14 protein-coding genes and 1 pseudogene are annotated in these 22,265 nt (G+C 38.8%); 13 read left to right on the top strand and 2 right to left on the bottom strand.

Annotated elements, in window-relative coordinates:
- Window positions 1-25 precede the first annotated feature (25 nt).
- From pcp to CYL18_RS02515, 6 genes and pseudogenes are all read left to right on the top strand, one after another.
- Window positions 26-667, top strand: a complete 642-nt coding sequence (gene pcp, locus CYL18_RS02490; RefSeq protein ID WP_104847873.1) for a pyroglutamyl-peptidase I — start codon at window positions 26-28, stop codon at window positions 665-667.
- A complete protein-coding gene (locus tag CYL18_RS02495) occupies window positions 667-1,125 on the top strand; it encodes a gamma-glutamylcyclotransferase family protein (protein ID WP_104847874.1) in 459 nt (152 codons plus the stop codon). Before pcp ends, CYL18_RS02495 begins: the two co-directional genes overlap by 1 nt.
- Before the next feature lie 367 nt (window positions 1,126-1,492).
- On the top strand, window positions 1,493-1,954 hold the full coding sequence (locus CYL18_RS02500) for a hypothetical protein (protein ID WP_104847875.1): 462 nt from the start codon (window positions 1,493-1,495) through the stop codon (window positions 1,952-1,954).
- Window positions 1,955-2,207: 253 nt separating this feature from the next.
- Window positions 2,208-2,534: a nucleoside triphosphate pyrophosphohydrolase gene (locus CYL18_RS02505; RefSeq protein ID WP_104847876.1), complete on the top strand. Its 327-nt coding sequence runs from the start codon at window positions 2,208-2,210 to the stop codon at window positions 2,532-2,534.
- Window positions 2,527-4,940, top strand: a pseudogene (locus CYL18_RS02510) (DEAD/DEAH box helicase family protein). The gene CYL18_RS02505 and the pseudogene CYL18_RS02510 overlap by 8 nt, the downstream one beginning before the upstream one ends.
- Before the next feature lie 134 nt (window positions 4,941-5,074).
- Window positions 5,075-6,871, top strand: a complete 1,797-nt coding sequence (locus CYL18_RS02515) for a GmrSD restriction endonuclease domain-containing protein (protein ID WP_104847877.1) — start codon at window positions 5,075-5,077, stop codon at window positions 6,869-6,871.
- 212 nt (window positions 6,872-7,083) lie between these two features.
- Here CYL18_RS02515 and CYL18_RS02520 read toward each other — a convergent pair whose 3' ends face one another.
- Complete coding sequence (locus CYL18_RS02520) at window positions 7,084-8,463, bottom strand: Sau3AI family type II restriction endonuclease (RefSeq protein WP_104847878.1); 1,380 nt, start codon at window positions 8,461-8,463, stop codon at window positions 7,084-7,086.
- Between the two features lie 171 nt (window positions 8,464-8,634).
- Between CYL18_RS02520 and dcm the strand changes: the two genes are divergently transcribed.
- The 5 genes from dcm (at window position 8,635) to CYL18_RS02545 (ending at window position 19,455) form a co-directional block, all read left to right on the top strand.
- Entirely contained in the window at window positions 8,635-9,885 is a 1,251-nt protein-coding gene (gene dcm, locus CYL18_RS02525; protein ID WP_104847879.1) for a DNA (cytosine-5-)-methyltransferase, read from the top strand.
- A 148-nt stretch (window positions 9,886-10,033) separates the two neighbouring features.
- Complete coding sequence (dptF, locus tag CYL18_RS02530) at window positions 10,034-12,295, top strand: DNA phosphorothioation-dependent restriction protein DptF (protein ID WP_146102801.1); 2,262 nt, start codon at window positions 10,034-10,036, stop codon at window positions 12,293-12,295.
- Between the two features lie 4 nt (window positions 12,296-12,299).
- The gene (gene dptG, locus CYL18_RS02535; protein WP_104847881.1) at window positions 12,300-13,673 is read left to right on the top strand and encodes a DNA phosphorothioation-dependent restriction protein DptG; all 1,374 of its coding nucleotides are present in this window, start codon (window positions 12,300-12,302) and stop codon (window positions 13,671-13,673) included.
- Window positions 13,654-18,915 (top strand): DNA phosphorothioation-dependent restriction protein DptH, encoded by a 5,262-nt coding sequence (gene dptH / locus CYL18_RS19440; protein ID WP_236636197.1) that lies wholly within the window; start codon window positions 13,654-13,656, stop codon window positions 18,913-18,915. The genes dptG and dptH overlap by 20 nt, the downstream gene beginning before the upstream one ends.
- Window positions 18,916-19,014: 99 nt before the next feature.
- Entirely contained in the window at window positions 19,015-19,455 is a 441-nt protein-coding gene (locus CYL18_RS02545; RefSeq protein ID WP_104847883.1) for a very short patch repair endonuclease, read from the top strand.
- Between the two features lie 61 nt (window positions 19,456-19,516).
- Here the strand turns inward: CYL18_RS02545 and CYL18_RS02550 are convergent, their stop codons facing one another.
- The gene (locus tag CYL18_RS02550) at window positions 19,517-20,632 is read right to left on the bottom strand and encodes an HNH endonuclease (protein ID WP_104847884.1); all 1,116 of its coding nucleotides are present in this window, start codon (window positions 20,630-20,632) and stop codon (window positions 19,517-19,519) included.
- A gap of 248 nt (window positions 20,633-20,880) precedes the next feature.
- On the opposite strand from CYL18_RS02550, the gene CYL18_RS02555 reads away from it, so the two are divergent.
- Together CYL18_RS02555 and CYL18_RS02560 are read left to right on the top strand one after the other, a co-directional pair.
- The gene (locus CYL18_RS02555; RefSeq protein WP_146102802.1) at window positions 20,881-21,639 is read left to right on the top strand and encodes an NUDIX hydrolase; all 759 of its coding nucleotides are present in this window, start codon (window positions 20,881-20,883) and stop codon (window positions 21,637-21,639) included.
- Between the two features lie 21 nt (window positions 21,640-21,660).
- Window positions 21,661-22,206 carry a 2'-5' RNA ligase family protein gene (locus tag CYL18_RS02560; protein WP_104847886.1) on the top strand — a complete coding sequence of 182 codons (546 nt, stop codon included), beginning with the start codon at window positions 21,661-21,663 and terminating at the stop codon, window positions 22,204-22,206.
- Window positions 22,207-22,265: the final 59 nt, after the last annotated feature.

Consider the following 22,265-nt stretch of genomic DNA (forward strand, 5'->3'; position numbering starts at 1 on the left):
GTAAGCGTATAAAGGAGACAAGACGATGAAAGTATTACTTACAGGCTTTGATGCATTCGGCGGAGAGCCCGTCAACCCAGCTGAAGAAGCCGTTAAACGAGTCAGCGATAACATCCGTGGCGCTGAAATCATCAAGGTCATCATCCCGACCGTGCAAACGAAATCCGTCCAAGCAATCGAGCGTGCCATCGAAGAGCACAGCCCTGACATTGTCATCTCAATCGGCCAAGCGGGCGGAAGATTCGATATCACCCCTGAGCGCGTTGCCATCAACATCGATGACTACCGCATCAAGGACAATGAAGGCAATCAGCCAATCGATGCCGTCATTCAGGAAGACGGTCAAGCGGCTTACTTCTCTAATCTGCCAGTGAAGGCGATGGTCAAGCATATGAACGAAAATCAAATGCCAGCGACCCTGTCCAACACAGCCGGCACATTCGTGTGCAACCATGTCATGTACGGAATCCTCTACATGATCGACAAGAAATACCCGAACATGAAAGGCGGATTCATCCACATCCCTTACATGACTTCCCAAGTAATGGACAAGAAGAACACACCGTTTATGTCCCTTGAGGAAATCGTGCGCGGACTAGAGCTCGCAATCGAGGCATGCGTCATCTATGACAAGGACATCGAAGCGATCGGCGGAGAAATCTGCTGATGAAACGCATCAACCTCTTTGTCTACGGATCTCTGAGAGAAGGCTTCTTCAACTACGAGAAATACCTCAAAGGCAATGTCGCCGAAAAGGCACCGGCCAGGCTCACTAACATGAAGCTGTACCATATGCCCTACAAAGGCTACCCAGCCATCATGTTCGGCAAGGACACCGTCATGGGTGAGATCATGGTTCTGAATGAAGAAACCTATGAGGAAACAATGCGCGCCATGGATGAAATGGAAGGCTTCATCAGTGAGGGCAACCCAGAGAACGAATACCATAAAGTCGTCCTCGAAGCCGAAAACCTAGAGACAAACGAAAAAGAACCTTGCTTTGTTTATTTCTACAACAAGGATAAGGATGAACTCTTTGATCGCAGTGCTGTCTATATCCCGCATGGGGATTGGAAGGAGCATATGCTTACTGGCGATGTGGATGAGGAATCTATCGCCCAATAACAAGATATATAGAAGTCATAAGAAATCACTTCTTATTACAGCTTCCTGGAATAGGCAATCTTCATAGAAGGCCGCCTATTTGGGAGGCTGTTTTTTTATTTGGGATAGTTGAAGAATCAGAGAGATGATTCAGTGTGGAGAATTCTGTTGAAATTAAAAGTATTTTACAATAAACTGGAATTTCTGCTAATGCCAATTCATAATTAAGAAAGTTACCAAAGTTCGGGTTCATCTATACTTTACTCGAATCACTTACACGTATTGAATAGAAAAGATACTTTCTCAGATACTTGCTATTTACTTTAGAGCGATTATCCGGACATATATTTGGAAAGCTGGCAGAATGCTGTAAGTTGGAGGGGTGGTTATGTTTAATAAAACCTACTGGGGAAAAGTCATTGTTGTAGTTCTGATCTCTAGTTTACTAAATACGTGGATTTTCACGTTTTTTACACCTATGAATACAATGTCCTTTGTTATATTCTATATGGTTTTTTACTTTGTCATTCTAGGGATGACCTTGTTTTTCTGTGTACCATTAATGATCCTCACAGACTTGATTGGAAGGGAATGGGGGGGTACTGTTACCTGGATATTAAAAATAGCCAACTACCATTTGCCTGTCTTTATTACTAGCTTAGTAATTATCGCGCAGGAAGGCTGGAATTTAACCATCTTGTCTGAGATAGCGGTTTTTGTATTATTTTTTACAGAAATAATCATTAAGAGGATAAGTAAGACAAAAATCTCCTTGTTTGTTACATTAGGTATGTATACAGTACATGTTTTACTATTTCTTATTGGATTAATGTTGATTTCTAATGCTTAGATTCTTTAGTACTACAGTGACTGATGTGTATCTTATGATAAAAATGAAAGACTCTTTGATAGATACTGGACCTTTTACGGCAGACATGAACTTTTATTTAAGGGAGTGTCTGCTTTTTTTTGTCTAAATAAGCCATCCTCATAAAATGAACTAGTGAAAGACTTTATGTAGAAAGATGTTGAACTTGTATCCTAATTAAGCAAAGGAAATGATAAAATCTATATAGTTATATTTCGAAGGGAGTACCATTTACATGCCAGTACATAACAAGCTAGTACGTGACTTAATACCAAATATAATAGAAGGAACAGGGAAAGCATTCACAACAAGAATCTTGGATGAAGAAGAATACGTGAAAGAGCTGCGCATCAAAAGCAAGGAAGAGCTGCAGGAATATCTGGATGCCAAGGATGAAGAGAGTGCTATTGAGGAATTGGCTGATCTATTGGAAATTATCCATGCATTAAGCAAGGTTCATGGAGCGGATTTCAATAAGGTGGAGGAAGTGCGGCGGCAGAAAGCGAAGAAACGCGGGGGCTTTGATGAAAGAGTATTCTTGATCGAGGTCGAGGATGACTAAGGTTCAGTTAATAACGCATGATTTGCTCCATCACTTGAAGGAGAATATCAAGGGAGCTAAATCCTGTTATATCCTGACGTCATTTGTAATGAAATCAGGGGTAAAGTTGCTTGAACCCATTCTTAAAGAGGCTGCTAAGCAGGGGACGGAGATTAAAATCTGCACGGGTGATTATTTGTTCATCACCCAGCCAGACGCCCTGCAGCTTTTGTATGACATTCATAAGAACATCGAAATCCGCCTATGGAAAAGTAATGGCGTATCTTTTCATCCAAAGGCCTATCTGCTGGAATCAGATTCAACGAATATCCTGTATGTAGGCAGCTCCAATATGTCGAATTCGGCGTTGACGTCAGGAATCGAGTGGAATGTTGAAGTGAAGGATAAAGAAGGTGTTGAAATCTTTGAACAGGCTTTAATGGAGTACTTCTCCATCTTCCATCATGAGTCTACCATTCCGGTAAATGCGGTCACGATAGAGGGCTATCGAAAAGAATACGAGAGCTTCCATCATAAGTATCCTGTCTTGCATAACAAGTGGACAAAGCAAGAGGAGATTCATCTTACCATATCTGATGAAGAGAAAGCTGGCATTCCAGGGAAGGTCATTGAAAAACAAACTGATTATGGCATCATACAGCCTAGATTTGCCCAAGTGCCAGCGCTAGAAGAACTGCAAAACAGCAGGGAAGAAGGGTATAACAAGGCAATGGTCGTTATGGCTACTGGACTTGGTAAAACCTATTTGGCCGCATTCTTTGCAAAATCCTTTAAGCGCATCTTATTCATCGCCCATTTAGAAGAGATATTGCATCAGTCAGAAAAATCCTTCAAGCGTGTTTTACCGAATATGAGCACAGGCATCTATAATGGCAAGGAAAAAAATCCTTCAGCAGATATCATTTTTGCCTCCATTCAAACATTGAGCAGGAAAACCCATCTGGAGAGATTCTCTCCAGATGCCTTTGATTTGATTATCGTAGATGAATTTCACCATGCAGCTGCCAATTCCTATCAAAAGGTGCTGGAGCATTTCAATCCAGAGTTTTTGTTAGGGATTACAGCCACACCTGACCGAAACGATTACCGAGATATTTATGCTATTTGCGAGGGGAATGTCGCCTATCGAATCGAATTTATCGAGGCGGTCAATAAGAAATGGCTTGCCCCGTTCTCTTATTATGGGGTGTATGATGAGACGGATTATTCAACCATCAGATGGCTCGGTACAAGATATGATGCGGACGAGTTAGCTGCGGCACAGTTGAAAATGAGTCTTGCGAAGAAAATACTCACTGCTTGGGAGGCACGCAAGCAAACGAGGACGCTTGTCTTTTGTTCAAGCATTCTGCAGGCAGACTTCCTTTCCGATTATTTCAATCAGAAGGGACATCGGACTGTCAGCCTTCATTCACAATCTGCTCCCGGTCTGCGAGAAAAGGCAATCTCGCAGCTAAAGAAGGGAGAAATTGATGCCATCATGACAGTCAATCTCTTCAACGAAGGGGTAGACATACCTGAAGCGGATACGCTTCTCTTCGTGAGACCGACCGAATCCTTGACGGTCTTTACCCAGCAAATCGGCCGCGGCCTCCGACTGGCGGAAGGGAAAAGTCATTGTGTCATCATCGACTTGATCGCCAATTACCGCAATGCTGACGTGAAGCAATCCTTGTTCTACCTCCATGAAAAACAAAAAGGCGCGAAGAGAACCATTCCTGTCTTACCTGATGGATGTGAGGTGGATTTCGACCTTGAAGCTAAGAATGTGCTAATTGAGATGAGCAAGAAGAAAATGCCCCGTAAAGAGCTGCTGCTACAGAGCTATAACCAAGTTAAAGCCGACCTTGGCAGAAGGCCGACTTATTTGGAGATGCACATGCACGGCTCAGAAGACAGCAAGCTCTTTAAACATCCTACTTCAGTTTTCTTGATTGGGCTGATGAATTGTCAGCTGATGAGAAAAGAGTTGTGGAGACCTATGCGGATTGGTTATATGAAGTTGAGAAAACCGGCATGGCGAAAAGCTATAAAATGGTTCTCTTGCTGACGATGCTTGAGAGGGGACCAAAACACTGGTCAGATCCTATTACAGCTGAAGAAGCAGCTCCATTCTTCCATAATTACCTCACTGAAAAACCGTATCGCAAACGGATTGATTTCAGTGACAAGACGACGAAAGCTATGTGGGAATATGATGAGAGAAAGGTAGCAGGTCTGATAGTGAGGATGCCGATGATGAAGTGGAGCGGGAGTTCGAATGGGCTGTTGCTGCTTGATGGGACGGAATTGAGATTGAGTATGGATATTCAAGAATACGATAAAGAAAGCCTTTATTATATGACTAAAGAGATATGTGAATATCGATTGCAGGTTTATTTTGAGAGAAAAAATACAGTTAATTAAGGATAATGTACCATTTAGAGAAAGATTGCACTGGGTATAATAAATAAAATCTTAGCGACTTAAGGTTATAAAAATGTGTTTTTGGTGATTTGGAGACTTTTTTATAAATAAATATAGATTAGGTTGGTGGTACTTTGTCAAACTATCAAGTCAATAATACAACTGTTAATGCGCTATTGAGTTGGATAGATCAAGGTATTGTAGCTATTCCGGAGATTCAACGCCCATTTGTTTGGAAACCATCAAAAGTAAGGGATTTGTTAGATTCCTTATATAATGATTATCCAGTAGGCTATATAATTACGTGGCAAAATCCTGATGCACGGCTTAAAGATGGGTCTATTTCACATGGTAAAAGAATCTTGATTGATGGCCAGCAACGAATCACAGCCCTTATGGCAGCCATTTCAGGTAAAGAGATTGTGACGAAAGAATATAGTAAAAGACGAATCATAATTTCATTTAACCCGATAGATGAAATCTTTGAAGTCCAAAATCCGGCAATCATGAAAGATAAAAGGTGGATACCAGATATATCAGATGTATTTAACAATGGTTTTGATACATTTGGTTTCATTAATAGTTTTTGTTCCAAAAACCCAGATATAAGTCATAATAAGTTAAATGAAGTTTTACAAAAGCTTATTGGTATTAGATATAGTTCGATTGGGGTAATTGAATTATCCTATACACTTGATATAGAGACGGTTACCGAGATATTTATAAGGATAAATTCAGCGGGTGTTAATCTTAGTCAAGCAGATTTTGCTATGTCAAAGATATCGGTAAATGATCAATATAACGGTCCACTAATACGGAAAACCATTGATTATTTTTGTCATTTAATTAAAAGTCCAATTGTTTATGAAAATATTATCAATAATGACAGTGACTATGTTCAATCAGCTGATTTTAACAAAATAAAATGGGTTAAAGATTATAACACAAATATTTATGAGCCTAGCTATTCAGATTTATTAAGAGTCGCTTTTACATTTAAGTTCCTCCGAGGGAAATTAGCTAACTTAGTTAGTTTATTATCTGGAAGGGATTTTGATACGAGGGAATATCGAGAAGAAATAATTGAGGAGTCCTTTGAGAAATTACATGATGGCGTATTAAAATTTGTTAATGAAACCAATTTCAAAAGGTTCATCATGATATTAAAATCTGCTGGGGTTATTAACCAAAAAATTGTTCGTTCTCAGAACGCTTTAAACTTTGCTTATGCATTATTTTTGTTACTACGAGAGAAAAATGTAAATGACTCACTAATCAATCAAATTGTACGAAAATGGCTTGTAGCATCTATACTAACGGAACGTTATTCAGGATCACCAGAATCAATGTTTGATTTTGATATAAAACGGTTTGCAATGCATGAAAATCCATTTGAATATGTACGTAATGTAGAAGCTGGTGAACTATCTGAAGCGTTTTGGGAGAATATCATGATAACTAATTTAAACACTTCAGTCTCAAGCAGCCCGTACTTCAATTTGTTTGTGATGTCTCAAATATACGATAAAGATAATGCCTTCTTATCGAAATCAATTACTGTACAACAGTTAATTGAAGAACGAGGAGATGTTCACCACGTCTTTCCAAAAAAATACTTGCAGTCAAATGGTTATAACAGTAGAGGGCAATATAATCAGATAGCAAACTATGCCTATACAGAACAGGTGGTTAACTTGGCGATTAGAGCCAAATCACCTAAAGAGTATATGGGGCTGGTAAAGCAACAGATAAATGGAGAGAAATTGTGCATTGGTGAAATTAATAACTTGGATGAACTTAAAGAAAATCTAAAAATGAACTGTATCCCAGAATCAATTTTTGAGATGGAATCAGCCGATTACAGCCATTTCTTGGAGGAAAGAAGAAGGTTCATCGTTGAAAAGATAAGACATTATTATAACAGATTGTAGCTCTGATAATAGATGGGTTATCGTGAATCTATGCATAGTAAATGGACATGTCTCCTTGCCCTTGAGTGGAAAGGAGACATGTCCATTATTTAATATTAAAGTTTAATAAAAAGAGTAAGAGAGTAAACGTAATCAATATAATTTGTATCTAAGTACCTCTTATAGAGAGGTGTACTCATTGCTAGCTTATTATGTGAATTTTGCCATAAGGCTTAATGTGTTAAGATTTCAGCAATAAAAGTATTATTCAACCAAAAACACTGCTTCGTAATCCTTTCCCCTGTTGGAAGTTCCACCTTATCTTGCCCATCCCTAGCTTTAGGCCTTATATGGGCAACTCCATTGAAATTACTTTTTGGAAGGTTGTTATGTTCAACGTATTTAGTTCCATTTTTCTTACATTCAATCTGTATGCCTTCCTTAATAACCTTATTAACTTCATCCCATACCTGCCTAATTTCCTTATCAATTGTCTGCAAGGGCATATTCCATAACTTTATTCCTTTTAAATATAGGTCTCTGTTTGGATTTTGCTTTTTTGTTTCTTTATATTCGAAAACAACGAACAAGAATTTTGTCTCTAAAAATTTATGACGAATAAAACTGTCTTCCCATGTTTCCGTTGTCCATTGATGGAAATCAATTTGCTCAAATGACATACTTTCCTGCGGCTTTCCAGATGGCTCTAAACGAACCGTTTTAAACTGTATATTCGCCTTAGCGAACTCTTCTATAGAATCTAGTCTAGTACCTTTAACTCCAAGCAGGGCACTGACAAGGTTAGCGTTGAAATGTTTCGCTTTTGGCTTGAATTCAATATTGAGTCTTTTTGCTAATTCTTTAACAGTCATCCCTGTATATGGAGAGAAACGGTTTTCTAGCAATTCCTCTAATGATTTTTCTTTTAATTCATGCGCAGCAGCGAATCCAACGAGATCTTCCTGCAAGATATATTTCCGCATGATAGCAGTCATGTACGAAGATTTTAGTGAAAAAGCCCTCTGCATAGCTAATATGTCAGAGTAGGGCTGTTTTCTTAAGGAGGATTTGTTTGCTCCTTTTGGACATGCGCCTAGGTAGTTCGTGTCTCCTTCTGATAGTTCGTGGGCTTTGCCGGCGCGTATTTTATTGATGATGGTTTCCCAATCTTTCTTGATGATTTCAAGATCTGCTTCTGAGAATCGGTGCAGTATATTCTTATAGATATAGAAGTCTTTCTGATTCGTGTTTGGAAGCCATTCATATATCATCAGTAAGATGGTTTCATTCTTCTTCCAGAAGCTAGACGTTTCAAAAGTTGTCTTAACTTCTTCCATATAATTGATGATATTTAGCACTAGACGTTCTTTGGCTGAGATGGTTCCATTCTTATTCCGCTTGAAGGCTGTGACCTTCAGTTCCACTCCAGCTTCCTCGAAGTCTGCACGAGCATCTGAATTAACTTTGTATTCAAAGAGGCTTTCCTCTATGACTTGACCGAGTCCGCCTTTATTTCCTTTTTTCAATCGATTGGTCTTGTCGATTTCACCGAATGTTTTACCAATAGCTTCATTTGCTTTTTCTAAAACTTCATCTGCTGTATAATAAATCAATATGGTCAACTCCCGTGATTACTATAATATAGAAGGCTTTGTTATAAAACTATTTTATGAATAATGTAATAATCTAGCATTAAAATTGTCTTTATTTTAGAGTTGATCTTTTGGCTAATTTTTATTATAATATGAGATATGCACGAAAAATACCGAAAGGATGTTCGGTTTATGATGAAAGCAATAGAGTTATTTGCAGGGGTCGGAGGGTTTCGTCTCGGACTTGAAGCAACAAAAGGTTTTGATGTAATTTGGGGTAATCAGTGGGAACCATCTAAGAAAGCTCAGGATGCTTTTGACTGTTATGCACGCCAATTTCATAATAAAGGTACTCATTCTAATGAAGATATTGCGACCGTTGATGAGAAACAGTTTACGGATAAGGGAATCAATCTCATCGTAGGGGGATTTCCGTGCCAGGACTATTCTGTTGCCCGGTCATTATCTGGAGAGAAGGGAATCCAGGGCAAGAAGGGTGTTCTCTTCTGGGAAATCATGCGACTGGTCAGAGAAATACGCCCGAAGTATGTTTTGCTAGAGAACGTCGATCGGTTATTGAAATCCCCTTCTAAACAGAGAGGTCGAGACTTCTCCATCATGCTGGCGAGTTTTAGGGATGAGAACTATTCCGTAGAGTGGCGCGTCATCAATGCGGCTGAATATGGACAAGCCCAAAGACGAAGAAGGATTTTCATCTTCGCGATTCGGAACGACACTCCTTATATCAAGCATAGAGAAAAAGTGGACGGTAAGACCATGTTGCATGAGAAGGGCTTTTTCGCCAACGCTTTTCCCGTGCTTGAAGAAATAGCCGAAAAGCATCGCCCGGCAACAATCCTTCTTAAGGAAGATATAGTAGAAGTATCAGATAACTTCTCCATGAATTATCGTAATGCAGGAATCATGAGAAATGGGGTTATCTATACAGAGGAACTTCTCCCTGATGTTGAAGAACCAATTACATTAGGCGATATTTTGGAAGCAGGTGTCGATGAAAAATATTATCTTCATGATGCCGCTTTGGAAAAGTTTAAATATCTTAAAGGCCCAAAGAAAATCAATCGTATCTCTGCAAGTGGCCATCAGTATGTATTTTCTGAGGGTGGTATGGCTTTTCCTGATCCATTGGACAGGCCAGGAAGAACGATGCTCACTAGCGAGGGGACGACTAACAGAAGTACCCATGTCGTGGAGGATCCAGAGACAGGACGCTTGAGACTTCTGACACCTGTAGAGTGTGAGAGGTTGAATGGTTTCCCTGATAATTGGACAAGCGGCATGACGGATCGGATGCGTTACTTCTGTATGGGTAATGCCTTAGTCGTAGGGCTGATTGAAAGAATGGCCAATCGAATATTGGATATTGAAGAGGAAGATCAGGTTTCCATCCAAGAGAATCCTCAACAATTAGAGTTGTTTTAATAAAGCAGGCTTAGGTAGCCTGCTTTTTAATTTTCATTATTAATCATGGAGATATGTATATCCTATAATGACATAATTAGTACATATGGTAAAATATTATTAGATTGTAATAGTGTCGATTTTACTAGAGAATAGGCAGGTGCTAGATTTGCAAAAGTATGCATTTGAATTTATAGAACCATATAAAAGCGGATGGGGTATTCTTGCTGAGGAATTCGAGAATACCTTATTTTCTGATATAGATTCTTCCTTGATTAAGGCACGCAAATTGTGTGAATTGATTGTAGAGGATATTTTTCGTAAAGAGAAAATTGAGTATAGTCGTTTCCTGAAACATGTGGAAGCCTTGGCCGCACTTCGTAATACTGAAGTACTGGATGAGACATTGTTTAAATCCTTTGATCGTATCCGTCGTCTTGGGAATACGGCTGCGCACGAACATGGGAAAATAGCCATTATAGATGGTCTGCATGCTCATAGGAATTTATATGAAATCCTAAAGTGGTATGTGGAGGTATACGAGAGTTATGAGGCGAAGATACCAGAATATCAAGAGGCAAAACCTCATAATCCTCAAGATTTATCAGAGCAAGTAAAACAAATTATCTCAGAGATGGTTCCTCAATACATGGGTCAATTTAAGGAAGAAAAAAGCGAACAATTACAGACGGAGGTTATGATAAATGAGATGTCTACTATCCAAGGGTCGCATCTTCTGTACCAATTAAGTAAATTAAGAGAATCATCTCAGGATGCGGTGGAAGGATATAAAGGCTTAAGTGAATTCAAGCGTTATCTGCATGTGAAGAGGCCCCTTGAAGAGATTCTGGAGAGACATATCAATGAAGCAGTTGAATCATCTGTCAGTCAAATTATCTTCGTATGTGGAAGTGTAGGGGATGGGAAATCCCACTTGTTAAGTCACTTATCCTCAACAATCCCTGAAAAGTTGGCGCAATTTGAGATACACAATGATGCGACAGAAAGCTTTGATCCTAAGAAGAATTCATTAGATACGCTAGCAGAGGTATTAAAACCGTTTTCTGATTCTCGTATTGAACATTCCAATGAAAAGCTAATCCTTGCGATAAATTTAGGGGTTTTAAATAACTTTTTAGAATCCGAGTATGCTACCAATGATTTTACGAGAATTAGAAATTATATAGTAGAAGCAAATGTGTTTGATTCCAACTCCATTTCAGTAACCAAAAACCATCCTCACTTTCGCCTTGTAAATTTTGGTGATTATAATATGTACGAGCTAACTCCCAATGGACCTGTGTCTAGCTATATTTCGGATTTGTTCTCTCGTATAACAAATCCAGTGGCTCAAAATCCATTCTATCAGGCGTATAAAAAAGATAAACAAACAAATGAAATCAATACTTTGCTTGTGAATTATGAGATGTTTTCATCAAAGACTGTTCAAGAACAGATTATTAAACTGATTATCAAAACAATTATTAAGGATAAAATCATTCTATCATCAAGGATTCTCTTAAATTATATTTATGATATTTTGGTCCCTATTACAACCGAGGAAATGATGACTTCGGACTTTTTGGACATGCTTCCTAACTTACTGCCAAACCTGGTCTTTGAAGGGTTTGATAAATCCCCATTCTTAAAAATGATGGCAAGACAAGATCCAATTCATCAACGTTCTATTGACGTGGATAGAAGTCTAATTGACCTTCATAATAATGGGAGTTATTATATCGCCTATCGAAATGTAATTCACGATTCCTCGGCACAGGAGTGGATTAGTTATCTTGAGTCAATTGAGGATATTGCTTATTTAGATAAGGACACTAAAAGAGAATTGAGTGAATTATTTATTCGTTCTTGTTATTTATATGAATCTTCCTTGCAAGATGCCTTTTTAGATAAGGTTTATATGAATTACACCAAATATTTATATGCCTATAACACAGGACAGAAAAGGATGCTCCAAAATCTATACTTTGATATAGATAAATCCATTTATCTTTGGAAGGGAGCACCGAAGACAAACTATCTTTACATCGATGAAGAGGGACATCAATATCGCATTGCCGAGCGGCTACAATTGAGGAATGCACCCAAGGCCTTGCCTACAAACAATCTTGAAGTAGTTGAAAGATTCACATCCTCGTTAGTATTAGGATTTCGCTGTGACCCATTTGAAGAAATCCATGAAGTTGAGATTGATTTATCGTTATATAGCTTGATTGTGCGTGTGAACAATGGATATCGATTAAATAAGAAGGATCGCGATGATTCTATAAAATTCATCGAATTTATTGAGAATCTCCTTCCGTTCGGTAGACAAATGGAGGAGATCCTCATTACTGACACGGAAAATGGTCATGCATTCTTACTTGAATATGATCCTGATTTTGAAACGTATTCATTCAGGAGGGAGAATTGAATAGATGGACAGAATAAAAGAATTAAGGACAGCATTGAATGTTAAGAATAGCAATGGAAAGAAGTCTCTGAAGCATTCAGTGAAGCATGCTAATTTCCTCCCATTCCAGACTCGTAATCCCGAAAGAGCCAAGTTCGGAAATGGCTTTGACCCTATACTGGGTGAAGTTTTTCGTAAGTTAGAGGGTAGTCAGCTCAATGACAACTTGGATGTTGAAAGTTTGATTGAGGAGATAACCAGTAAAGTTGAAATCAATACGGAAGATAAGCCATCCTTACAAGGAATTCTGGCATCATACCTTGGTCAATCTTCCTCGATGCGTATGTTCCATCCACTCATTTTCAACTATATTTCTCTATCCTCTAATAAGGAAGCTGTGGGTGAAAAGGATATCGCCCAGTATATAGTTGATTCCTTGCTGGGAGATAGTGAGGACCTTCGAGGTATTATGGCGTTGACGGATAAAGAGCACGTGTTAACACGACTAATTTGTACTAATTTGCCTGAATTACCGAAGGGTGAGACCAGTAATAAATATGCCCCTACTTTTACCTATGTTGAATCGGTATTCAAGGAAGATTTGGCCTTCCTTGTAGGAAATCGAGAGTTTTTTATTTCTCATATTAATCTCTTTATCGCTTATTATTATTTTTACTCAGTAACCCAATTTACCCTTAAGTTAAATCAGTTTGAGAATATGGAACCGACAACTCCTACACCTTTATACTATAATGTCGACTGGGAAAATTCTAATCGAAGCAGGCTTGCAGTCACGAAAGGATTTAAAACAATCCTTGAATCAGCCCGAAGATTATTAATCCATATCAATACATTAGAGCAATTAAATATTTTAATGGGTACCAAGAATCTACACTATGCAGAGTTGATGGATAAATTTAAAGAGTTAGATGAAGTAGAGCAGAAAGAAATCATAGTGTCTTTTAATGAATGGATAGTGGAGTATTCGGATGTGGCCATCGGTTCAACTGAGGGAATAGATGAGGCAGCGACCTTAGAACAATGCACGCATATCCTACACCATCAAATTGTAAAGGCCTATGAAAAAGGATCGATGCAAGGGCCGAAAAGCAGATATGCACTAGCATTGACAGAAATCGGTCGTTTGTATTTCTTGAAGACACGGGGCTCTTTAGGGCATACATTGAATGTCACACAAGATTTCTTATTGCTATTAACGGCCATTTCTGTAAAGTATGAAAAGATATCACTGAAGCAATTATTCATTGAGTATGAAAAACGAGGTGTATACTTCGATCGTTATTCTCGTGAGTCAATCATTGAATTGTTGAACAAATTAAACTTAATTGAGAAAAAAAGTGATAGTGGAGATGCTCAATATGTTAAACCAATTCTATAACTATATGGCAAAAAAACTCATAAATTATTTAAAGCAAGAGAAAGTGAAGGCTGGAGAAAGGTATTTTTTGCAGTTTGATGAATTGGACAATGTTCGGGATTTTTATTCCGTTCTTAAATCATCTGAAATTGCCCACCCTTTTATATACCAGCACAAACAGGGGTCTCCCTATGAGACTTTCTATCTTGATATCCATGGTATCCGGGTTATTATTGCAGCTACCATTAATGGAGTGACACCAGATTATTTAGTGACGATTCGAAATCTAGTCAGTGAACAGTCTGGTGAAGGGGTTAATACAGCTCTAATTAGTATGTCGCATCTTTCCTTAGATAGTATCCAAGGGGGAAGTAAAGACCTGCAAAGCAAAGGGATGCCATTTAACATCAGGATGGTAACGCAATATATTAAAGATGAATTGAACGATGGAGATTCTTTCTCAATAGCTGAAAAAGAAATTATCCACTTTCATCTGGATAAGAAGTTGGAAGACCTTGTCGTGCAGACGACCATATGGGATTATGCCGAGGTGATCTCCCTATTCTATAAAGGGAAAATTGAGCAATCTGATTTTAAGACACTCAATCTTTTCCCAGATCCTGAGCTAAATAAGGGAACCTATATTAAACCAGCGGAAATCCAAGCAAGGTTGCAGGAGAATTCTAAGCTGTATGAGCTAGTTCAAAGAATCCATGACTATGAAACATTGGATACGGAATTAGATAAATACTTTGATGATAAGATGGTTGTGAAACTTAAGAAGGATGATTGGTACACTAATGATTTAATGCCAGTGAAAACTTCTTTTGATAATAATCAAAAAATCCACCTAAGCTATCTAGATGCACAAACGAAAAAATTAAATAAAGAGGTCGACTTCTGGGAAAGAGCCCATGCTAAAACGAAGACAGGAATGAGAAAACGTCATATCATCGTCTTCAATGAGCCATTTCAATCATCTGTAGAAATGGAATTCGAGTTTGATGATCATCTCAAGAAACAGTATATCCACAAGAAGAGCGAACCTTATTGTGAGACAAGTGGCAGAAAACTGAAAGTAACCTTACCAGTTGAAGATGGAAAAGTACAGTTTCACCAAATTAAATATAGGCATAATAATGAATCGAAATCCAGCTATGAATTCAATTTTTGCATAGTCCCTTTTTCTCCAGACATATTATCCGGAATAGAAACAAAGTACGAGGTGAAATATGTCGCTGCCAATTCATCCATTTTCCTTCATTATACCGGGGAAGAATTTGTCATTGGTTCGGGTGAAGCTAGCGTTCATCATCTAATTAGGGAAGCCTATGAAACCATAGAAAAGGATGAAGGAGTGTCCGTTGCATTAGAGATGGATCAAGGGGCATGGGAGGACGATCGTTTAGCGTTTAACATGAAAGTTCACCAAAGCTTTTTGCCATTTGAGATAAGAGATTCGGATGTACGCTCAACCCCAATAGAAGCGAGACGGGTAGCTAAACTTAAGCGTGAAAAAAGAGCTCACTTCGTATTGGAACATGATACCATTCGACAAGAAACATCGACGTATTATCCACATGATGACTTTAAAACAAAATTGTTAATCGAACAAAAATGGGTGAACTCTTTTGCCAAGCAAATGGTACGTGACAGCCTAATAACGGATATGGAGTTACCAGAAAATGTCCTTCAGGCATATGAGGCCTATTTAGCTTATTTCTCAACTAAACAACTTTTACCAAGCTTAAGTTATATGGATGATGAGCTGAAAAAGCTTGCAAAATCATATATCACTCATGTATCTGAGCATATAGCTATGATTGAAGAAGACACTCTGTTAACGGAAAGGCAGTTAAATCTGTTCAAGCTAGGAACCTTTATTGACAATGAACGACTATGGTTGACACCAGTTCATCCGTTGAATGTGGCTTACCAATTATACTTGGAAGAGCAACTTCAGGACGAAGAGTTGGATTATGTCATTCTGAACCGCTTGCATCCGAATAATCTACTGCCATTTATCTATGCTCCTAATGATGAACTATACAGGCCGACATTAACGAATAAATTTGCAGAATGGCATGAATATGAGCCGGAGAAGCAAATATCTATCGGTACGGCAAACGAGTTCTTGGCAAAGGTTGTGGAAGAGAAGATAAAACAATTCGTGACCCACTTTGATTACTTATTCCTGAGTAGTTCTAAATCTCCATTATTATTAAACGTTGTAGAGATTAACAATGATAAAGAAGTGGTACGTGGAATCTTCAACTTCATGAAGGAACAGCTTGAGACAGTAGGGCCAGATAATATCCTGCCAATCGAGGTGGCTCTTTATAGAAGTCATGACTCTCAAAGCTCCTTTGAATTATTGTCTGCAATCGAGACAGCAGCTGACTTAAAAGAGGAATTCAATATCGACATTAATTCAAAGGATTTAGATGCCGCTGACGTATTAAGGTTAATAAGGGAGAATATACGCTATTATCAGAATGAGACAAAGGACAATATGGAATTCCATTACAGTCATATTTCCTTCTTTAAGCTCCCTACTCAGGACATTGAGGTATCTCATCCAATGAATCAAATGGATACGGGTATATCGCTTAATGGATTGCTTTCATCTGTAGCGGCGATTTCCAGTGAGTCTGATTACCGTACGGGTTTTGGTCTACTTAATGGACCTGAAAGGCCTAGTTATTTGGTTGAGATAGCGAGCGGATATAATGAACTTGCTTTTAATATGAAAAATGAAGGCAAGAGTTCGTATAGTAAGAATAAATCAATCGTGATGAGCACATCTTCTCATAACCAAGAGTTGCTTAAAAATCTCTATAAGGCATCCTTTTGGGTAACCTTTATTGAACCTGGTGTTGATTTGGATTTCTTCCAAGACTCGACCAATGAGTTGTTGGTCATCCACTATAATGACCAACATACCTCCTCAGATCGATATGACGCTATAACGGTAACGGACAAATCAAATCAATATAAAAAGGTCATCAAGGAATATATTCATGACCACTCATCTACGATTTCCGACTATAATATCGATCAAGCCATCAAGGCGTTTAATTCGATTAATGGAGAATGGCTATTACGTATCATTGGGAGTAAGGGACACTTTGCTAGGGAGAAGATAAGCATCGTATCAGCGATGAAGTATTTGGAGTGTTATCTTTATCATCCATCAATTACATGGGTACCAGTATCCTTGGAAGAGATTCTTCGCGTAGCGGCTGCGGTTAACCTGACGAAACGAGATGGAATCTTTTCAACAAAGAATTTAAAATCATTCGGCAAGCATAGTGATGATATTTTAATGATGGGAATTGAGGAGCGGGAAGGGCGACTGATGCTGTACCTTTATCCTGTTGAGGTTAAGATAGGCCGACTTCAGACAAGCAAAGCTCATATTCAAATTGAGAAGACAGCAGCATTATTTAAGGAGTTTCTCATTGATAAGCCTGGAGAACATTGCTTTAGAAAGAAATTTTATCGCAATTTCTTCGCTCAAATCCTACTGTCGAATGCGAAAAAGATATATTCCAATGGATTATGGACAAAAGAAAAATATGATCAAATACATGAGTTGAAGGCATTGTTGCTAAATGATGATTTCACCATTGGAGAGCATTTAGAAGCCTATATAGGTAAGGGAGCTGTCCTTCACTTTAGGAATAACAGTGGATTCCGTACCGCTGAATTGAATAATGAAATCCTGAACCTGATGTTTATTGAGGAGGATGCCTATGCCGGGCTTTCTACTTCAATGGAAACCATTGTAGATAAGATGAAGACGGGATATATGGATTTTATTCCAAGGAAGCTCCTCGCCAATCAATATCATCCTGATAGTCATGTATACGTATCCCCAGATTATCAGGATTCTTATCTTGTAGATATGAGTGAGGATAATTATGCTGATTCTGTAACGAAAGAAGAGGATGAAAATCAGTCTATCCAGCATGATGAGGTAGCGGAGGACCAATCGGGAAATGAGTATAAGGCATCTGTAGATAACCATGATGAGGTTTATGAAGTAGAAAGTGCAAATGATGATGTCTACATTGAACAAATAGAGGATGTTGTTATTAACGAGGAAGAGAATCAACCGAGTGACCTAGAAACCCAAGTATCTTTAGAAGATATCAGGGTTCCTATTGGAGTCATCCAGGGCTCTAATCAGGTCGTGAATTGGGAATTTGGACATAAGAACCTTGCCAATCGCCATCTATTCATCACTGGAGGGTCTGGCCAAGGGAAGACATACTTCATTCAATGCCTGTTATGGGAGTTAGCCAAACATGATATATCCAGTATTATCATTGACTATACGGATGGCTTCAAGAAGTCCCAGCTCGAGGAGGAATTCAAGGAGAACTTAGGTGACAGATTGGAGCAATTTATTGTCCTTGCGAAGAAGTTCCCGATTAATCCTTTTAAGAGGAACAAGAAAGAATTGGATGAAGACCTATTTATCGATGAAGATGATTCAGATGTTGCAGAAAGAATGAAGAATGTCATCGGTTCCATCTATACTACCCTGGGGCCGCAACAGCTAAATTCTATCTATCAAGCCGTCATGAAAGGTATGTCCATTTATGATGAAAAGATGAACTTTGAGATTCTCCGTGAATTGTTGGAGGAGGATGGATCAGGACCTGCTAAAACGGCCCTTTCACAAATGAATCTGCTCATAGATAAGAATCCATTTGATTCAAGTCAGGATATGGACTGGTCCTTCCTTGAGAAAGAAAAAGGAAAGGTATTCATCATTCAACTGACAGGATATTCGCCTGATGTCCAAAAACTAATCACTGAATTTATCCTTTGGGACTTATGGTACTACAAGCTACAACATGGGAATAAACGGACTCCATTCCCAGCAGTGCTTGATGAATCTCAGCGTCTTGATTTCAGCAATAACTCTCCAAGTGCCAAAATCTTAACAGAAGGCCGGAAATTCGGCTGGTCTGGTTGGTTCGCTACCCAATCAACAAAAGGATTCTCTGGAGATCAAATCAGCCGATTGCAAAATTCAGCCGTGAAGATTTACTTCTCGCCTGTGGAAAACGAAATATCTACGATAGCAGCGAATATAGCGGCAGACCATAGAGAAAGAAAAGAGTGGGAAACAAAGCTAACCAACCTTCAGAAAGGGCAATGTATTGTATATGGCCCTGTGTTGGATCGGAATGGTAAGCTCCTTCCTTCTAGACCTTATGTTGTGAATATCTCTCCGTTTAGTGAAAGATAATTATACAAAAACAAGCCCCTTCATGATATGGAGGGGCTTGTGTCATTTTGGAAAATAGCGGGTATAGGATAGTAAAACCAGACAGTGATGTGATTCTTTATGAATACACAAATGTCAGATGAAACAAGAAGAAAAATAATGGGCTCCATTCATGGGAAGGGAACAAAGCTTGAGAATAGAGTTTCCCGAGAACTTTGGAGAAGGGGATACCGTTTTCGGAAAAATGTCAAATCATTATACGGAACTCCTGATATAGCCATCAAAAAATATAAGGTAGTCATCTTTATTGACTCTTGCTTTTGGCATGCCTGTGAGCTACATGGAACCTTACCGAATAAGAATCAGTTATTCTGGTTAAACAAGTTTAATCGGAATAAAGAGCATGATCAGGAAGTTACTGACTATTACGAAAGGAATGGTTGGCATATTTATCGGGTGTGGGAGCATGATTTGAAGAGGGATTTTTATGGGACTGTGGATAAATTAGATGGAGTAATATTGGATGCCAAGCGAAGATATCATTTAAAGGTATTACAATGATTATGAGAGGAGAAAATCAAAACGCTATATTTTCTCCTCTTCTATTATTTTTGAAGTTATCTTAATCTATATTTTCAATTCTATTCTTTAGTAAAGAATTTCTGTGAAATTCCATATATTCTTGTTGTTCAGGGAGTAATATAATCTTCATATCATCTTGAATGTTTAAAGTTTCATGGTAGGAAGATGGTAACACATCAGAGATGATGATTTTTCCGTTTTTATCAAAGCTAATATATCCTTTATCAAATAAAGCGTCATGATTTATACATAATAGTAAACCATTATTTACGTCATTTTTTTGTGCTTCATCAGCAACAGCCCAAGGGATAATATGGCTGGCAATCAATAAAGGTTCCAAAGAAAGATTGCAAAGTTGGCAACGATTTTCTCGTTTTAATAATTTTGCTCTGAAATTTGTTTGTGTTTTCCGGTATGCGGTCATGCGATAACCAGTATTAGAATGAGTATCCTTAATCGTTATTTGAAAGTCAATATCCTGTTCATTTTTTATTTCTATTATGTTTCGATTCTCCAAAAACTCATACCAAGCAGTTGGAGCATATTTACTGTGAGTGTTTCCTATTTTTAAATCATATAGCCACTGTCTAGGGGCAGGGACCTCAAGAATTGAAAATAATGCTTCATAATTATAATATTCTTCACCATTCTTGGTGAATTTTTTTAATTTTAACGCTGAATCATGGTCCAAATCTTGTACATATGGGACTGCAATCCCAATATATCGAACATCCTTTGAATTCACTCTTTCAAAATAAAAGAATGGGGCAATATACTCTTCATTAGAGTTATAACTTCTATAAAAATATTTTTTAAATGCTAAATTTCCACGCTGTTTTGTATCTAAATAATCTTTACTTGGATCTTGGTTGTCACCAAAATATTTTAATATTCTCGTAGACTTATTATATTCATTGGGCCATTCTGGATCTTGATGTGTGTTGAGAATTACTACAAAAGCATCTTCGGCCTTTAATTGCTTGTTTTTCTCTATCTTTGTCCGTCGTATGCCAGCTTGATTGCCAATCCCTTTCAAGTTATCAAATTTGAAGATGTTACTGATTACTTCATCTGTAAAATAATTATTACTTGAACCCGCTTGGTAAATTTCCCCTGGAAGTAAATCCGAGTTTTTTAAATCAGAGAAAGCTATCATAGTGAACACCTCGTTTATTATATTATTTGTTATTTAAAATATACTAAACAAGGAAGTTCATTATCAAAGGTAATGGTCGAATATTACGAAAACCACTCCAGGTAACGAATTGGAATCCATTGCTGCTATGGCAGCATAGGGATACAAAAGGAATTAACTATATCCAATTCGGCGATTTAGAGACTAAAAGAAGGACTAAACTATCAAGGCAGCGAAATCCATAGTCAGGAAGAATGAAGTAAAAGGAGATGAGTGCCATCAACATCCGTAGAATGCCGGCCAGATTGAATATTACTGTTGCAGAAGAATCAATGCATATCCCGGCATCAATCCAAGAATCTATTGATTCCTATTGGACCTCCCTTGAAGAAAGCGGTCATTCCTTTTACAGGGGCGATATCTTTTCCATCAAAGAGATGAAGGAGACAGGAGATGAACTGAGCGTGGTCTTGGAGCGGACAGATTTCGCTCATTTCATCTATTGCAAGCATTGCGGCCTTCCTGATCGCTATAAATGCCGCGTGGCAGCGGTGAACGGGCTGATTCTAACGGCGGATAACCAATTTGTCATGGGAGAGATGAATGGGCAGACTGCTAATCCGGGCTATGTCCAGTTCGTCGCGGGCGGGATTGACAGAAGGGACATCAGGGGAAATAAGGTGGATGTCCGTGGGAGCCTGTTTCGGGAGATGGAAGAAGAGATTGGAATCGATGGCAATGACACGAGCCTAGTGCTCCAGGTGGAACCGCGTTACATCGTTTATTGGGGAAATATCTCCCTCGTTTATGTGATAATGCTTAAAGAGCGGGCAGCCGAATTTCAGGAGCGGTATCGCCGGTTTGAGCGTTCTTTGTGTGAGCGTGACTTGACGCCGGAATTCGCCTCCATGGTGTATGTGCCGGCAGATGAACAGTCGGTATCGGATTTCCTGGAGTTAGATGGGCGCCCGAAATGGCCGTTTTTAAGACTTGTTTTAGAGGAAGAGTTGAAAGACAGAGAATGGTAAGGAAGATGGAGGGGAGCAGGTATGGAATATTTCATCGGCATTGTTCCGCCGGATGTGTATCGGGAGCGGATTGAGCAATTCCAGAACCGGTGGATCGCGAAGTCAGGGGTGGAGCCTCATATTACCTTGAAGGCGCAAGGCGGCCTCACGGAAGACTTAGCCTGGCTCGAACGGGTTCGAGAGGTCTGTCAGCGGTTCAAGCCTTTTCGCGTGTCTCTGGATGGTCCGGCTTATTTCGGTGAGACCATTCTCTATTTGGGTGTGCAATCACAGGAGTTAGTCGAACTGCATCGGCAGATTGTCCATGCGGTTTCGTCTTCAAGCGAATCGATCAGGCGCTATTTCGAGCTGGATGATTTCGTCCCTCACCTGACGCTTGGCAAGGAGAGGTATGGTGGCGAAATCTCAAGAGGGGTGACGAAAGAAGGCTTGAGAGAGATGAAGCGGGAGGTTCATGAGAGCTTGAGTCCTTATCCGGCTTTTGAGGTGAGCTTTATCCGGGTCTATGCCCTCAATGACAAATTTGTTAGATACGAAGGGTTCGAGGATATCGCTTTAGGAGATTAATTATTTTAATGAGGCTTGAAAACTAGTTGTATCAAGGATTAGGCGCGTTTTTAGATGGA

Origin of the sequence: Pradoshia eiseniae, assembly GCF_002946355.1 — a bacterium.
Taxonomy (GTDB): Bacteria; Bacillota; Bacilli; order Bacillales; family Pradoshiaceae; genus Pradoshia; species Pradoshia eiseniae.

Excerpts from the sequence above, each read along its gene's own strand:
- CYL18_RS02555 (WP_146102802.1), top strand. The coding sequence starts at position 20,881 with ATGAGTGCCATCAACATCCGTAGAATGCCGGCCAGATTGAATATTACT.
- dptG (WP_104847881.1), top strand. The coding sequence starts at position 12,300 with ATGGACAGAATAAAAGAATTAAGGACAGCATTGAATGTTAAGAATAGC.
- CYL18_RS02500 (WP_104847875.1), top strand. The coding sequence starts at position 1,493 with ATGTTTAATAAAACCTACTGGGGAAAAGTCATTGTTGTAGTTCTGATC.
- dcm (WP_104847879.1), top strand. The coding sequence starts at position 8,635 with ATGATGAAAGCAATAGAGTTATTTGCAGGGGTCGGAGGGTTTCGTCTC.
- CYL18_RS02550 (WP_104847884.1), bottom strand. The coding sequence starts at position 20,632 with ATGATAGCTTTCTCTGATTTAAAAAACTCGGATTTACTTCCAGGGGAA.
- dptH (WP_236636197.1), top strand. The coding sequence starts at position 13,654 with ATGTTAAACCAATTCTATAACTATATGGCAAAAAAACTCATAAATTAT.
- CYL18_RS02545 (WP_104847883.1), top strand. The coding sequence starts at position 19,015 with ATGAATACACAAATGTCAGATGAAACAAGAAGAAAAATAATGGGCTCC.
- pcp (WP_104847873.1), top strand. The coding sequence starts at position 26 with ATGAAAGTATTACTTACAGGCTTTGATGCATTCGGCGGAGAGCCCGTC.
- CYL18_RS02560 (WP_104847886.1), top strand. The coding sequence starts at position 21,661 with ATGGAATATTTCATCGGCATTGTTCCGCCGGATGTGTATCGGGAGCGG.
- CYL18_RS02495 (WP_104847874.1), top strand. The coding sequence starts at position 667 with ATGAAACGCATCAACCTCTTTGTCTACGGATCTCTGAGAGAAGGCTTC.
- CYL18_RS02505 (WP_104847876.1), top strand. The coding sequence starts at position 2,208 with ATGCCAGTACATAACAAGCTAGTACGTGACTTAATACCAAATATAATA.